Genomic DNA, 14,404 nt, shown 5'->3' on the forward strand with positions numbered 1-14,404 from the left:
CGGCTTTAACAGACAAACTAATTGGAGCAAAAAATGGCTCAAGTGCAAGGCAAGATTGTTCAATGTATTGGCGCTGTGGTGGACGTCGAGTTCCCCCGCAACGCAATGCCCAAGGTGTTCGATGCCCTGAAGCTCGACGGCTCGGCCCTGACGCTGGAAGTGCAGCAACTGCTGGGTGACGGCGTTGTGCGTACCATCGCCCTGGGCTCGTCCGACGGTCTGCGTCGTGGCCTGATGGTGTCCAACACCGGCAACCCCATCACCGTGCCCGTGGGCAAGGCGACGCTGGGTCGCATCATGGACGTGCTGGGCAACCCCATCGACGAACGCGGTCCCGTGGATCAGGCCCTGACGGCCCCCATCCACCGCAAGGCACCGGCTTATGACGAGCTGTCGCCTTCGCAGGAGCTGCTGGAAACCGGCATCAAGGTGATCGACCTGATCTCTCCCTTCGCCAAGGGCGGCAAGGTGGGTCTGTTCGGTGGCGCCGGCGTGGGCAAGACCGTGAACATGATGGAACTCATCAACAACATCGCCAAGGGCCACGGTGGTCTGTCGGTGTTTGCCGGTGTGGGTGAACGTACCCGTGAAGGCAATGACTTCTATCACGAAATGTCGGACGCCGGCGTGGTCAACCAGGAGTCGCTGAACGACTCCAAGGTCGCCATGGTCTACGGCCAGATGAACGAACCCCCGGGCAACCGTCTGCGCGTGGCGCTGACCGGCCTGACCATGGCCGAAGCCTTCCGTGACGAAGGCAAGGACGTGCTGTTCTTCGTGGACAACATCTACCGCTACACGCTGGCCGGTACCGAAGTGTCCGCTCTGCTGGGCCGCATGCCTTCCGCCGTGGGCTACCAGCCCACGCTGGCCGAGGAAATGGGCCGCCTGCAAGAGCGCATCACCTCGACCAAGGTCGGTTCGATCACTTCCATCCAGGCCGTTTACGTGCCTGCCGATGACTTGACCGACCCCTCGCCTGCCACGACGTTCGCCCACTTGGACTCCACCGTGGTGCTGTCGCGTGACATCGCTTCGCTGGGTATCTACCCCGCTGTCGACCCGCTGGACTCCACCAGCCGCCAGCTGGACCCCCAGGTCGTGGGTGAAGAGCACTACAAGGTGGCCCGCGAAGTGCAGGGCACGCTGCAGCGCTACAAGGAACTGCGCGACATCATCGCCATTCTGGGCATGGACGAGCTGGCTCCCGAAGACAAGCTGACCGTGGCCCGCGCCCGCAAGATCCAGCGTTTCCTGTCGCAGCCTTTCCACGTGGCCGAAGTGTTCACTGGCGCTCCCGGCAAGTACGTGTCGCTGGCTGAAACCATCCGTGGTTTCAAGATGATCTGCGCCGGCGAGTGCGATCACCTGCCCGAGCAGGCCTTCTACATGGTTGGCACCATCGACGAAGCCTTCGAGAAGGCCAAGAAGCTGGCGGCTTGAGCCTGCGGCACCCCCTGAGCGACTGCGTCGCTTCCCCCTCTCTACCCGCTTTGCGGGGGAGGGGGAGGACACCCTCGCCGAGGGGCGGCCCTTGCTCGGTGTCCCCGATCTGGGCCCTGCCGGTTCCAAGTTCCAGTCCTACCTTTTCTGAGGAGCAAAGATGAACACCATCCACGTTGATGTGGTCAGTGCCGAAGAGTCCATCTTCTCCGGTGAAGCGCGCTTTGTCGCCCTGCCCGGTGAATCCGGCGAACTGGGCATTTTTCCCCGCCACACTCCGCTGATCACGCGCATCAAGCCCGGCTCGGTGCGTATCGAGATGGCTGACGGCAGCGAAGAGTTCGTCTTCGTGGCCGGCGGCATCCTGGAAGTGCAGCCCAACTGCGTGACCGTGCTGTCCGACACCGCCATCCGCGGTGCCGACCTGGACGCCGAGAAGGCCGAGAAGGCCAAGCTCGAAGCCGAGGAAGCGCTGAAGAACGCCAAGAGCGAAGTCGATCTGGCGCGTGCCCAGTCCGAGCTGGCCGTCATGGCCGCCCAGATCGCGGCGCTGCGCAAGTTCCGCCAAAAGCGCTGAGCCCTGCCGGGACCAGCCGCAAGAAAGCCGCCCTCGGGCGGCTTTTTCCATGGTGCGCAGGCGTCTCAGTCGCCGCAGCGGGCCTGGTAGACGTAGGTCACGGCGTTGTCCTTGGGGTCGACCGTGCGCGACTTGTGCGTCACGGCCTTGGCTGGCACGGGGCACAGCGCGCGGATCTGCTGCTCGCATCGCTTGGGGTCGTCCTCGCGCAGCTTGCAGCTGAGCACATAGTCGTACTCTTGCGAGTCATCGAGGACGGGGCTTGCGCAGGCGCTCAGGGCCAGCACGGCGGCCAGCAGGCCCAGGCGGGCCAGGGTGTTCTTCATGGTGTGGATGCTCCTTGATGAAATGGCGTGACGCTATCACAGCCTCCGTGCCCGCGATAGCTCGATGAAGGGGGCGCTCGGCCTGAGGGCCGTTTTGCCTCAGTGCCGCTGTATCACGACGGTATCGGGAAGATTGTCGCCACCTTCGTGCACAGGCTGCAACGGGTCACGCGGGAAGTTGGTTTCCAGCAGCAGGCTCACGCGCTCCAGGGCTGCTGTCATGCCCATGGCATAGTGGCCGCCCTGGAAAGCGGCCTGCATGTCACTGATCAGCGTCTGCCACTGCTGCGCAGGCAGGGTGCGCGCCAGGGCGCGGTCGGCGACGATCTCGATGGCGTGGTCGGCCAGCAGCAGATAGATCAGGGCGCCGTTGTTGTGCTCGGTATCCCAGACGCGCAGCTTGCCGAACAGCGTGATGGCGCGCTCGCGCGGCGTGGCATCGCGCCAGATGTAGCTGGGCGGCAGGCCGGGCTCGACGCAGATACGGATCTGTCCTGTATGGCGCTGCTCGCTCATGGTGATCAGGCGCTCCAGCTCCGCCAGGGTCTCGGGTGGGAGTGCACGCCGCAGCTGCCCTTCGGCCCAATGGTGGCGCAGCAGCCGGACCAGACGCTGAACAAAGCCTGAGATTGCAGCCGCCATCTCACCAACTCCCCGAGGCGCCGCCGCCCCCAAAACTGCCGCCTCCCCCGGAGCTGAAGCCTCCGCCGCCACTGCTTCGTCCGCCGCCTCCGCCAAAACCACCGCCGTAGCCACCCCCTCCGCCCCATCCACCGCCACCCCTGCCGGAGCGGCCGCTGCCCAGCAAGGTGAACAGCAGAGCGACGATGCCCGCTCCGCCAGCCACCAGCAGACTGGTGGTCACCACATAGGCGGCAATGCCGGCGCCTGTGCCTGCCAGCACCGAGGCCAGGGGCCGGCCCAGCATCGAGCGCAGGATGGGGCCCGCGATGACCACACCGAAAAAGAAGAACAGCATCAGGTCTTCCATGTCGAAGCCACGGTCCGGGCTTTTGGAGGAAGGGGCATTGGGGGAGGGGGCCGGCAGCTGCTCGCCCGCAATGCGTGCCGCCACCTGGTCCAGCGCAGCGGCAATGCCGCCTGCATAGTCGCCCTGGCGAAAGCGCGGGGTTATCTGCTGGTCGATGATGCGAGCGGCCGCCAGGTCGGGGATGGCGCCTTCCAGCGCGCGGGCCACTTCCAGCCGCATGCGCCTGTCGTTCTTGGCAATCACCATCAACAGCCCGTCGCCCACGTCGCGGCGGCCTATCTTCCAGTCGCTGGCCACGCGCCAGGCATAGGCGGCGATGTCCTCGGGCGCCGTGGTGGCCACCATCAGCACAACGACCTGCGAGCCCGACTTCTGTTCAATGCTGCGCAGCCTGTCTTCAATGGCCCGTGCCTCGTCGGGCGACAGCGTGCCCGTCTGGTCGATGAGCCGGGCCGTCAGCGGGGGGACGGGTTGCGGAGCCTGCGCCAGCGCGCTGCCTGGCAGCAACAACGCTGCCAGGAGCAGGGCGCAAAGCATGCGCCAGAGCGGCGCCAGGGATGTGGTCACGGTTTACTTGTTGCCGAAGTCCACCGTGGGCGGGCGAGAGATTTCGGCCTCGTTCTGCACGCTGAAGGTGGGCTTGGGCTCATAGCTGAAGACCTTGGCCGTCAGATTGGTCGGAAAGCTGCGCGCCAGCACGTTGTAGGACTGCACGGCCTGGATGTACTGGTTGCGCGCCACGGTGATGCGGTTCTCCGTGCCCTCCAGCGTGACGCGCAGGTCACGGAAGCCCTGATTGGCCTGCAACTGGGGGTAGCGCTCGGCCACCACCATCAGCCGGGACAGCGCACTGGACAGCTCACCCTGCGCCTGCTGGAACTTGTTGAAAGCCTCGGGGTTGTTGACCAGCTCGGGCGTGGCCTGGATGGAGGTGGCCTTGGCGCGTGCCTCCACCACCTTGGTCAGGGTCTCCTGCTCGAAATTGGCCTCGCCCTTGACCGAGGCCACGATGTTGGGCACCAGGTCGGCACGGCGCTGGTACTGGTTGAGCACCTCGCTCCAGGCCGACTTGGTCTGTTCGTCAAGGCGCTGGAAATCGTTGTAGCCGCAGCCGGTCAGTACCAGAACGGTGGCAAGTGTGGCGATTAGACGTTTCATGAGATGACAACCTGAAAGCGACAATGGAAGACAGTATCGTGCACGATGCTGCGCATCGCTGGCGATTGTGCTGCGCACCTGGCCCGCCGCCCTGTAGGGCAAAGGCCATTCGCAGCGACTGGGACAAGGACTGCAAACGGGCTCTATGCATCAATTCAACGCGGCGCGCTGGCTGCCCGGTGGCCACGCACAGACCATCTGGCCGGCGCTGTTCGCGCACCGTCGGCCGGCCGGCCATGCGGCACCCCGGTGGCGGTGGGAGCGCTGGGATACCCCGGATGGCGACTTCATCGATGTCGCCTTCGGCAGTGCTCCCACCCTGCCTGCCGATGCGCCATGGCTGGTGCTTTTCCATGGCCTTGAAGGCTCGGCGAACAGCCACTATGCCCAGGCCATGGCCTGTGTGGCCGAACAGCGCGGCTGGCACATGGCCGTGCCGCACTTTCGCGGCTGCAGCGGCGAGGTCAACCGGGCGCCGCGCGCCTATCACTCGGGCGATGTGCAGGAGGTGGACTGGATACTGCGCCGCCTGCGCGAGCGGTCTTCTCGCCCGCTGCATGCGGTTGGTGTCTCCCTGGGCGGCAATGCGCTGGCACGCTGGGCGGGCGTGCAGGCGGACGAGGCTGCCGAGGTGGTGCAGGCCCTGGCGGCGGTGAGTGCGCCGCTGGACCTGGCCGCCGGGGGAACGGCGCTGGGGAAAGGGCTGAACCGCTGGATCTACACGCGCATGTTCCTGCGCACCCTGGTGCCCAAGGCGCTGCTCAAGTGGGCGCAGTTTCCCGGTCTCTTCGATCGTGATGCCGTGCTGCGTGCACGTGATCTGAGAGAGTTTGACGATGCGTTCACTGCGCCGGTCCACGGCTTTCGTGATGCGCAGGACTATTGGCATCGGGCGGCGGCCAAACCGCTGCTGGGCAGCATTGCCGTGCCTGCACTGCTGCTCAATGCGCTGGACGATCCCTTTGTCCCTTCGTACAGCCTGCCGGCGCCAGGCGAAGTCGGCCCGCGGGTTACGCTGTGGCATCCGCCGCACGGCGGTCATGTGGGTTTTGCACAGGGGCGTTGGCCGGGACATGTACTGGCCATGCCGCAGGCCGTCACGCAGTGGCTGGCGCACAGCGAAAAAGGATGAATGCAATGGACGATATCGTGAAGCAGGCCATGGCCAAATGGCCCCATGTGCCTGCCTGCAGCGGCTGGCTGGGGCTGGACGAGCGCGGGCGCTGGTATCTGCGCGATGAACAGGCCCAGGCCAGCGGCGCTTTCGACAGCGGAATCCCGGGAGCCAAGGGCGCGGAGGTGCGCAACGAAAAGCTGGCGGACTTCATCGCCCGCAACTACCTGGCCGAGCCCGATGGTCGATGGTTCTTCCAGAACGGTCCCCAGCGCGTGTATGTGGAGCTGGAGAATGCTCCCTGGATATGGCGGTTGCGCTGGGATGGCGAGGGCCTGCAGATGCACAGCCATACAGGAGCCGAACTGGATGCCGGGGCCATCACCGAAGCGCTGATGGACGAGACGGGGCGCCTGTACCTGGCGACGCCTTCCGGCCTGGGCCTGGTCCATACGCAGGACATGATCGATGCCGCGGCTGCGCTGGAGGCGGGCGCGTTGCCGGCCTGTGAAGAGGTGCGGGCCGAGGCGTTGCCGCAGCGCTACGGTTTCGTGCGCAGTCCTGCGCGGGCATGAAAAAACCGGCCGAAGCCGGTTGGTTCCAGAAGTCCCGCGTGTTGCTCAATTGGCGGGGGCTGCTGCGCCTTCTGCCGCGGCGCCTTCTGCGGCAGGGGCCTTGGGTTCTTCGAACTTGCCGCCCGCCGCATTGGCCATGTAGACCACGCCGCGTGCAATTTCGGTGTCGTTGAAGTCGCCGCCACCCTGAGGGGCCATGGCGCCCTTGCCCTTGAGTGCTGAGTGCACCAAGCCTTCCAGTCCCTGTGCAAGGCGAGGGCCCCAGGCCGCAGCATCCTCGAACTTGGGTGCTCCTGCAGCGCCCGTGGCGTGGCAAGCGGCGCACTGGCCCTTGTAGACCTCTTCGCCCGCGCGCAGGGGGCGGTTGGCATCACGGATCTCCACAAGGCCGATCTTCTGCAGGCGTTGAGCCTTGGCCATTTCGGTCTGGGAAGCGCCGGCACCGGACTTGTCGGCCGAACTCACGTACTGCACGAGGCCGATGATCACGAACACCGGAACCACGAACGAGAAAAACACCGCTATCAGCAGTTGCCTGGGATTCTTGATCGGGCCCGTATGGGCTTCTTCGGTGTGGGTTGCGCTCATGAAGTCCTCTTGTGTTGTGGGGGCGTGAGTCAACAACAAATTATATCGACGGCCCTCTTGCAGACACTGCGCGCAGACCCGGGTTGACCTGGGACGCACATATGCCATGAGATGGATCAAGCAATTGGCAAATGCTTGCCGCACTGAATGACAAAGAGGCGTTCACCTTGCGGTGAACGCCTCTTTGCGGTTGGCGCGGCAGATGCGGTTATTGCTGCGCGGGAGTTTGCGTGGTTGCAGCCGCTGTCGCCGTCCTGTCGGTCCAGCCGCCGCCCAGAGCCTTGTACAGCTCGATCTGATTGAGCAGTTGCGCCAGGCGCACGCTCACGGTGGATTGCTCCAGCGCGAACAGGGTGCGCTGTGCGTCCAGCAGGTCCAGATAGCTGGCCACGCCGTTGCTGTAGCGCAGGTCGGACAGCTTCAGGCGTGCCTGCTCGGCTTCGAGCTGGGCGCGCTGGGCCATGATCTGGTCACGCAGCGTGCCTTGGCTGTCCAGTGCGTCGGAGACTTCGCGGAAGGCGCTCTGGATGGACTTCTCGTACTGCGCAATGGCCACTTCGCGATCGACCTTGGCCGCAGCCAGATTGGCCGAGTTGCGGCCCGCATCGAAGATGGGCAGCAGGGCCGAGGGTGCCAGGGTGAAACCCCAGCTGCCGCTCTTGAACAGGCCCGACAGCTCGTTGCTGGCCGTGCCGAACTGCCCGGTCAGCGTGATGCGCGGGAAGAAGGCCGCACGCGCCGCGCCGATGTTGGCATTGGCGCTGATCAGTTGCTGCTCGGCCTGGCGGATGTCGGGGCGCTGCGTGAGCAGGTCAGACGGCAGGCCGGCCGGCACGGCAGGCAGGTCGGCCGTGTCGCGCAGGCCCTGGCTGGAGCCCAGGCTGGCGACTACGTCCGCAGGCAGCGCCTGGCCCAGCAGCAGCACCAGGGCGTTCTCGTCCAGGGCACGCTGGCGCTGCTGCTGCGCCAGGGTGGCGCGCGCAGCTTCGGTCAGCGAGACGGCCTGGCGGTAGTCCAGCTCGGAGGCCACGCCCGTGTCGAAGCGCAGCTTGGTCAGCTTGATCGACTCTTCGCGGGTCTGCAGCGTGTCGCGCGAGATCTTCAGCAACTGCTCGTCGGCCAGCAGCGTGTACCAGCCGCTGGCCACGGCGGCCACCAGGCTGGTCTGCGCGGCGCGGCGCGCTTCCTCGGTGGCCAAGTACTGGGCCAGGGCCGCTTCCTTCAGGCTGCCGATGCGCCCGAAGAAGTCCAGCTCCCAGGAGGTCACGGCCAGGCCGACCTGGTAGCTGTTGACGTACTTGGTGCCGGAGCCCGTGGTATTCGGGGCGCGGCTGGCGTTGACGCCTGCACCGACCGTCGGGAACTGGTCGGCGCGCGTGATCCGGTACTGCGCCTGGGCGCGCTCGATATTGAGCGCGGCCACGCGCAGGTCGCGGTTGTTGTCCAGCGCGGTGCGCACCAGTTGCTGCAGGCGTGCGTCCTGGAAGAAATCCTGCCAGGGCAGCTGTGCGGCAGCCGTTCCGCCTTCTGCCGCAGCAGTGGCGTTCGCGCGGGTGTATTGGGCCGCGACCGGAGCGGCAGGGCGCTCGTAGGTGGGGATGAGCGAGCATCCCGCCAGGAGCACGGCGGTGGCGATGGCCACCGGGGTACTGCGATTAATCATGGCTCAAGGCCTCCTTGCCGGCCGGTGTGGACGGCGGGTTGTGCGTTTTGATCTTGCCCTTGAACAGCTTGCGCACCACGACGAAGAAGGTGGGCACGAACAGCACGGCCAGCACGGTGCCGGTGATCATGCCGCCGAGCACGCCGGTGCCGATGGCACGCTGGCTGGCGGAGCTGGCGCCGGAGGCGATCACCAGAGGCACCACGCCCAGGCCGAAGGCCAGCGAGGTCATGATGATGGGCCGGAACCGCAGGTGCGCGGCTTCCAGCGCGGCCTCGATCAGGCCCTTGCCTTCGGCCTGCAGGTCCTTGGCGAACTCCACGATCAGGATGGCGTTCTTTGCCGACAGGCCGATCACCGTCACCAGTCCGATCTGGAAGTACACGTCGTTGGAATAGTTGCGCAGCAAGGTGGCAAGCACCACGCCCAGCAGACCCAGCGGCACGACCAGAATCACCGACAGCGGAATCGACCAGCTCTCGTACAGAGCGGCCAGGCACAGGAACACGGCCAGGATGGCGAAGGCGTACAGGAAGATGGCTTGCGAGCCCGCCAGCTTTTCCTCACGCGACTGGCCGGTCCACTCGAAGCCGAAGCCTTCGGGCAGCTTGGCAGCCAGCTTTTCCATCTCGTCCATGGCATCGCCCGAGCTGAAGCCCGGAGCAGCCGAGCCTTCGATGCGCACGGCCGGGTAGCCGTTGTAGCGCACCGTCTGCTGCGCGCCCTTGACCCACTTGGTGGTCGCGAACGTGGACAGCGGCACCGGATCGCCCTTGGCATTGCGCGCGTTCAGGCGCAGCAGATCGTCGGGCTGCATGCGGGCCGGAGCGTCGGCCTGCACGATCACGCGCTGCAGACGACCCTGGTTGGGGAAGTCATTGACGTAGGACGAGCCCAGTGCCGTGGACAGCGCCGCATTGATCGAGGTGAAGTCCACGCCCAGTGCGTTGGCCTTGTCGCGGTCGATCTCGATGCGCAGCTGCGGCGCGTCTTCCAGGCCGTCGGGACGCACGCCGGCCAGCACCTTGCTCTGCCCGGCCATGCCCAGCAGCATGTTGCGCGCATTGATCAGCGCATCGTGGCCGTGGCCGGCACGATCCTGCAGGCGGAACGAGAAGCCCACGGCATTGCCCAGTTCGGGAATGGGCGGCGGGTTCACGGCGAACACGAAGGCGTCGCGTATGCCCGCCGTCATGCCCATGATGCGGCCCGTCATGGCATCCACCGTGGAGTCCGCTCCCTTGCGTTCGGACCAGTCCTTGAGCGGCACGAAGGCGAGGGCGGCGTTCTGGCCCTGGCCGGAGAAGCTGAAGCCCAGCACGCTGACCATGTTGGCCACTTCGGGCTGCGGCAGCACGGCCTCCTCGACCTGCTTCATGACTTCCAGCGTGCGCTCCTTGGCGGCGCCAGGAGGCAGTTGCACGTTGACGATGAAGTAGCCCTGGTCCTCGGTCGGCAGGAACGAGGTCGGCAGGCCACGGAACACCACCACGGCACCGGCGATCACGGCCAGGTACACGCCGATCATCAGCACCGAGCGCTTGAGCAGGCGGGCCACCCAGCCTTCATAGGACTTGGCCGAGCGTGCGAACGTGCGGTTGAACCAGCCGAAGAAGCCTTTCTTCTCGTGGTTGTGGCCGGCCTCCACGGGCTTGAGCAGCGTTGCGCACAGAGCCGGTGTCAGCGTCAGCGCCATGAAGGCCGAGAAGCTGATGGAGGCGACCATCACGATGGAGAACTGCCGGTAGATATTGCCGGTGGACCCCGCGAAGAAAGCCAGCGGTATGAACACCGCGATCAGCACCAGCGTAATGCCCACGATGGCGCCCGAGATCTGGCCCATGGCCTTGATCGCGGCCTCGCGCGGCGGCAGGCCTTCCTCGCTCATGATGCGCTCGACGTTCTCCACCACCACGATGGCGTCGTCCACCACGATGCCGATGACTAGCACCATGCCGAACATGGCCAGCACGTTGATCGAGAAGCCCACGGCCTGCATGACCGCGAAGGTGCCCAGCAGTGCAATGGGCACCACGATGGTCGGGATCAGCGTGTAGCGCCAGTTCTGCAGGAACAGGTACATCACCAGGAACACCAGCACGATGGCTTCCAGCAGCGTGTGGGCCACCTTCTCGATGGAGATGCTCACGAACTTGGAGCTGTCGTAGGGAATGGAGTAATTCACGCCCTTGGGGAAGAACTTCTTCAGTTCCTCCATGCGTGCATGCACGGCCTTGGCCGTGGCCAGCGCATTGCCGCTGGGCGTCAGCTGCACGCCGATACCCACGGCATCCTTGCCGTTCAGGCGGGCGGAGGTCGCGTAGGCCTGGCCGCCGATCTCGATGGTGGCCACGTCCTTGAGTCGCACGGTGGAGCCATCGGCATTGGCGCGCAGCACGATGTTCTCGAACTGGCTGATCGAAGACAGCTGGCCCATCACCGTCACCGTGGCGGCGATCTTCTGGCCCGTGATGTTGGGCAGGTCGCCGATGGCGCCGCTGGCCACCTGGGCGTTCTGGCTGCGGATGGCGGCTGTCACGTCCTCGGCCGAGAGCTTGTAGCCCTGCAGCTTGGCGGGATCGAACCAGATGCGCATCGCCTTTTCCGTGCCGAACAGCTGTGCCTGGCCCACGCCTGCCACACGCTGGATTTCGGGAACGATGTTGCGCGAGGCATAGTCGCCCAGGGCCACCGTGTCATAGGCCTTGGCGTCCTCGGACGACAGCATGATGAACAGCAGGAAGTTGGACGACGCCTTGTCCACGCGAACGCCCTGCTGCGTCACCGACGCAGGCAGGCGCGGCGTGGCGCGCGAGAGGCGGTTTTGCACGTCCACCTGCGCCAGGTCCACGTTGGTGCCGGCCTCGAAGCTGATGGTGATGCTGCCCGTGCCGTCGGCCTGGGCCACAGACTCCATGTAGACCAGGCCGGGCGAGCCGTTCATCTCGCGCTCGATCACGGACAGCACGCTGTCTTCGAGCACCTTCGCGGACGCGCCTGGATAGGCCGTGTTGATGACGATGGCCGGAGGAGCCACCTTGGGGTATTGAGCGATCGGAAGCTTGGTCAGCGCGATACCACCGAGGACGATGATGAACAGCGCGACGACCCATGCAAAGATCGGTCTGTCGATAAAGAACTTGGCCATTGCTGAGCCCCTTGATTACTTCTTGTCTGCCTGGTCCGCAGGCTTGGCATCGGCTGCGGCTTGCGGGGCTGGCGCTGCCGTGCCGGCCGGCTTCTGGGCGCCTGCGGCCTCGGGCTGCCACGGTACGGGCTTGACCGGCGTGCCGGGTGGCAGCATCTGCAGCTTCTGGAAGCCGTCGACCATCACCTTCTCGCCCGCCTGCAGGCCTTCGCTGACCAGCCACTGGTTGTTCTGGGCCGTGGTCACCTTCACTTGGCGCTTGGTGATCTTGCCGTCGTCGCTGACCACGCTCACGGTGTCGCCGGTCTCGGTGCGCGTCACCGCCTGCTGGGGCACGGCAATGGCGTTGGACGCCTGGGCCTGCTCCATGCGCACGCGCACATACATGCCGGGCAGCAGCAATCCCTTGGGATTGGGCACCTCGGCACGCAGCGTGACCTGGCCGGTGGAGCTGTCCACGGTCAGGTCGGTGAACAGCAGCTTGCCCTTGAGTTCGTAGGCCGTGCCATCGTCCAGGCGCACCTCGACGCTGGCGGCTTCGGCGCCATCGGCCCTCTTGAGCTTGCCCTGCTCCATCGCGCGGCGCAGCCGGAAGGCTTCGCTGGACGACTGGGTGAAATTCACATAGACCGGATTGATCTGCTGGACCACGGCCAGCGGGGTCGCCTCGCCCTGGCCGACCAGCGCGCCTTCGGTCACCAGAGACTGGCCGATGCGGCCAGAAATGGGGGCGGTGACGCTGGTATAGCCAAGATTGATCTCGGCGGTCCGCACGGAGGCCTTGCCGGCCGCGACGTCAGCCTGGGCCTGCTTGTAGGCAGCCTCTGCATTGACGAAGTCCTGCTTGCTGATCGCGTTGGCGGCAACCAGCGGGCGGTAGCGTTCCAGTTGCGCCAGTGCCTGGGCCTGGTTGGCCTCGGCACGGGCCTGCGTGGCCTTGGCACTTTGCAGCGTCGCCTGGTAGGGCGCCGGATCGATGCGGTACAGCACCTGGCCGGCCTTCACGTCGCTGCCTTCCTTGAACAGGCGCTCCTGCACGATGCCGGCGCTACGGGCCCGGATCTGGGCCACGCGGCGCGCGTCCACGCGGCCGGGCAACTCGGTCACAAGTCCCACATCGGCGGGGGTGGCCACCACCACACCTACAGGGACGGCGGGCATCTGCTGCTGTGCGGCAGCTTGTTCTTCGGGCTTTTTCCCGCAGGCGGCCATGGCCATTGCGGCGGTGACGGCCAGGGCCACGGTGGTGAGGCGCAGACTGTTGTAAGGGGACGGAGCGGCTGACACATTGCTGCGTGTGCTGGGCATGATGGGTCCTTGTGCTGAATCAAATAACGATGTTGACGTTCCGGTCAGCGCTATCCGGAACGCCCGTGTCCACGGGCAAGTCGCGGATTATACATACATACATGAATGTATAATGACCGCAGTTGCTGCAAGGCGGCGCGAAGCATGGCGTAGCGTGGCATGGCCGGGCTCAACGATGGAAGGAAATACATCTTGGCACGACGAACGAAAGAAGATGCGTTTGCAACGCGCAACAGTCTGCTGGACGCTGCGGAGCAAGTGTTCTACGAGCAGGGTGTCGCCCGGGCCTCGCTCAACGAGATTGCCCAGCGAGCCGGCGCCACGCGCGGTGCGGTCTACTGGCATTTCAAGGACAAGCTGGATCTCTTCTATGCCATGCTGGATCGCGTCACGCTCCCGCTGGAGCAGGCCGCTCAGGGCGACTGCGAAGATGACTCCGAATGCGATGCGCTGGAATATGTGCGGCGCCTGATGGCGGTGGTCTTCGGGCGCATTGCGGATGACGACAGCACGCGGCGCGTCTTCGAGATCCTGTTGCTCAAGGTGGAGTACGTGGGCGAACTCATGCCGGTGCAGGAGCGCAATCGCGCGGCACTGGACTCCTTTTCGTCCCGGCTGGAGTTGGCGCTGTGTGCCGCCGCCGAAAGCCATGCAGTCACCATGCCCATGTCGGCGCACCAGGCATCGATCGCACTGTGCGCCATGTTTGACGGGCTGCTGCAGAGCTGGCTGCTGGGGCGGGCTTTCGATCTCAAGCAAGTGGGTGCCCAGGCGGTGGATGTCTGCCTGCGCGGGCTGGGCTTCACGGTTTCGGAGGCTCCTGCCCAATGAGCGGGCGGGGCCGCGGGGCTTGTACGCGGTAGTGCAAAGTCATGCGACAATCATCGGCTTGTGCAGGGCAGCGATGCCTTGAGCGGCTGTAGCTCAGTGGATAGAGTATTGGCCTCCGAAGCCAAGGGTCGTGGGTTCGATCCCCGCCAGCCGCGCCACATTTTTCTTGGATCGCCTCGGTGGCCTGAGAAAAAAATGCACTGAATTTTTTCAGACGAAAAAAACGGTGCTAGAATTCAAATCTCTTCGGAGGGGTGCCCGAGTGGCTAAAGGGGGCAGACTGTAAATCTGTTGGCTTACGCCTACACTGGTTCGAATCCAGTCCCCTCCACCAGTAATGGTGAAGAAGAGAAGTCATCTGAAAAGGTGGCAGCGTGCAGTCAATCTGTGCGGGAGTAGTTCAATGGTAGAACCCTAGCCTTCCAAGCTAATGACGCGGGTTCGATTCCCGTCTCCCGCTCCAGTTTGCAAGCAAAGTTTTTTGAGGTTGCTTCGGCGGCTTCAAGGCCCATGTGGCTCAGTGGTAGAGCACTCCCTTGGTAAGGGAGAGGTCGGCAGTTCGATCCTGCCCATGGGCACCATTCTCTCTGGTGCGCTCGCTAGATGGGGTTGCGCCAAATCCTGTTGTAGTGATTTAGATTTTTTTCGGAGTCGGAAAAATGGCTAAAGAAAAATTCGAGCG

General features: G+C 65.0%; 12 protein-coding genes, 4 tRNA genes and 1 pseudogene. 9 read left to right on the forward strand and 8 right to left on the reverse strand.

What is annotated here, in order from left to right; translation table 11 throughout:
* Positions 1–33: 33 nt before the first annotated feature.
* Positions 34–1,443, forward strand: a complete 1,410-nt coding sequence (gene atpD / locus ACF8LI_RS00200) for a F0F1 ATP synthase subunit beta (RefSeq protein ID WP_012202357.1) — start codon at positions 34–36, stop codon at positions 1,441–1,443.
* Between the two features lie 160 nt (positions 1,444–1,603).
* Complete coding sequence (locus tag ACF8LI_RS00205) at positions 1,604–2,020, forward strand: F0F1 ATP synthase subunit epsilon (RefSeq protein WP_012202358.1); 417 nt, start codon at positions 1,604–1,606, stop codon at positions 2,018–2,020.
* Between the two features lie 65 nt (positions 2,021–2,085).
* Here ACF8LI_RS00205 and ACF8LI_RS00210 read toward each other — a convergent pair whose 3' ends face one another.
* From ACF8LI_RS00210 to ACF8LI_RS00225, 4 genes are all read right to left on the reverse strand, one after another.
* Entirely contained in the window at positions 2,086–2,346 is a 261-nt protein-coding gene (locus tag ACF8LI_RS00210; protein ID WP_016448494.1) for a hypothetical protein, read from the reverse strand.
* A 99-nt stretch (positions 2,347–2,445) separates the two neighbouring features.
* Positions 2,446–2,988: a TPM domain-containing protein gene (locus tag ACF8LI_RS00215; protein WP_392411593.1), complete on the reverse strand. Its 543-nt coding sequence runs from the start codon at positions 2,986–2,988 to the stop codon at positions 2,446–2,448.
* Position 2,989: 1 nt separating this feature from the next.
* Positions 2,990–3,874 carry a TPM domain-containing protein gene (locus tag ACF8LI_RS00220; protein ID WP_392411600.1) on the reverse strand — a complete coding sequence of 295 codons (885 nt, stop codon included), beginning with the start codon at positions 3,872–3,874 and terminating at the stop codon, positions 2,990–2,992.
* Between the two features lie 33 nt (positions 3,875–3,907).
* Complete coding sequence (locus ACF8LI_RS00225) at positions 3,908–4,495, reverse strand: LemA family protein (protein WP_016448491.1); 588 nt, start codon at positions 4,493–4,495, stop codon at positions 3,908–3,910.
* Between the two features lie 145 nt (positions 4,496–4,640).
* Between ACF8LI_RS00225 and ACF8LI_RS00230 the strand changes: the two genes are divergently transcribed.
* Positions 4,641–5,627, forward strand: coding sequence for a YheT family hydrolase (locus ACF8LI_RS00230; RefSeq protein WP_392411595.1), 987 nt, complete (start codon positions 4,641–4,643; stop codon positions 5,625–5,627).
* A 5-nt stretch (positions 5,628–5,632) separates the two neighbouring features.
* Complete coding sequence (locus tag ACF8LI_RS00235; protein WP_016448489.1) at positions 5,633–6,184, forward strand: DUF2946 family protein; 552 nt, start codon at positions 5,633–5,635, stop codon at positions 6,182–6,184.
* Between the two features lie 57 nt (positions 6,185–6,241).
* Here ACF8LI_RS00235 and ACF8LI_RS00240 read toward each other — a convergent pair.
* The 4 genes and pseudogenes from ACF8LI_RS00240 to ACF8LI_RS00255 form a co-directional block, all read right to left on the reverse strand.
* A pseudogene (locus ACF8LI_RS00240) lies at positions 6,242–6,772 on the reverse strand (c-type cytochrome); the annotation flags it as partial.
* Positions 6,773–6,980: 208 nt separating this feature from the next.
* Entirely contained in the window at positions 6,981–8,435 is a 1,455-nt protein-coding gene (locus ACF8LI_RS00245) for an efflux transporter outer membrane subunit (RefSeq protein ID WP_046987756.1), read from the reverse strand.
* Positions 8,428–11,583, reverse strand: coding sequence for an efflux RND transporter permease subunit (locus tag ACF8LI_RS00250; RefSeq protein ID WP_016448486.1), 3,156 nt, complete (start codon positions 11,581–11,583; stop codon positions 8,428–8,430). The genes ACF8LI_RS00245 and ACF8LI_RS00250 overlap by 8 nt, the downstream gene beginning before the upstream one ends.
* Positions 11,584–11,598: 15 nt before the next feature.
* Positions 11,599–12,891 (reverse strand): efflux RND transporter periplasmic adaptor subunit, encoded by a 1,293-nt coding sequence (locus ACF8LI_RS00255; RefSeq protein ID WP_212646777.1) that lies wholly within the window; start codon positions 12,889–12,891, stop codon positions 11,599–11,601.
* Positions 12,892–13,083: 192 nt separating this feature from the next.
* Between ACF8LI_RS00255 and ACF8LI_RS00260 the strand changes: the two genes are divergently transcribed.
* From ACF8LI_RS00260 to ACF8LI_RS00280, 5 genes are all read left to right on the forward strand, one after another.
* Positions 13,084–13,722 (forward strand): TetR family transcriptional regulator, encoded by a 639-nt coding sequence (locus tag ACF8LI_RS00260; RefSeq protein ID WP_026061988.1) that lies wholly within the window; start codon positions 13,084–13,086, stop codon positions 13,720–13,722.
* Between the two features lie 82 nt (positions 13,723–13,804).
* Positions 13,805–13,880 (forward strand) — tRNA-Arg (locus tag ACF8LI_RS00265).
* A 90-nt stretch (positions 13,881–13,970) separates the two neighbouring features.
* A tRNA-Tyr gene (locus ACF8LI_RS00270) sits at positions 13,971–14,056 on the forward strand.
* Between the two features lie 55 nt (positions 14,057–14,111).
* Positions 14,112–14,185: transfer RNA gene (locus ACF8LI_RS00275), tRNA-Gly, on the forward strand.
* 43 nt (positions 14,186–14,228) lie between these two features.
* Positions 14,229–14,303 (forward strand) — tRNA-Thr (locus ACF8LI_RS00280).
* Positions 14,304–14,404: the final 101 nt, after the last annotated feature.

The sequence above is a fragment of the Delftia sp. WSY_12 genome (assembly GCF_043104645.1).
Lineage (GTDB): Bacteria > Pseudomonadota > Gammaproteobacteria > Burkholderiales > Burkholderiaceae_C > Comamonas > Comamonas tsuruhatensis.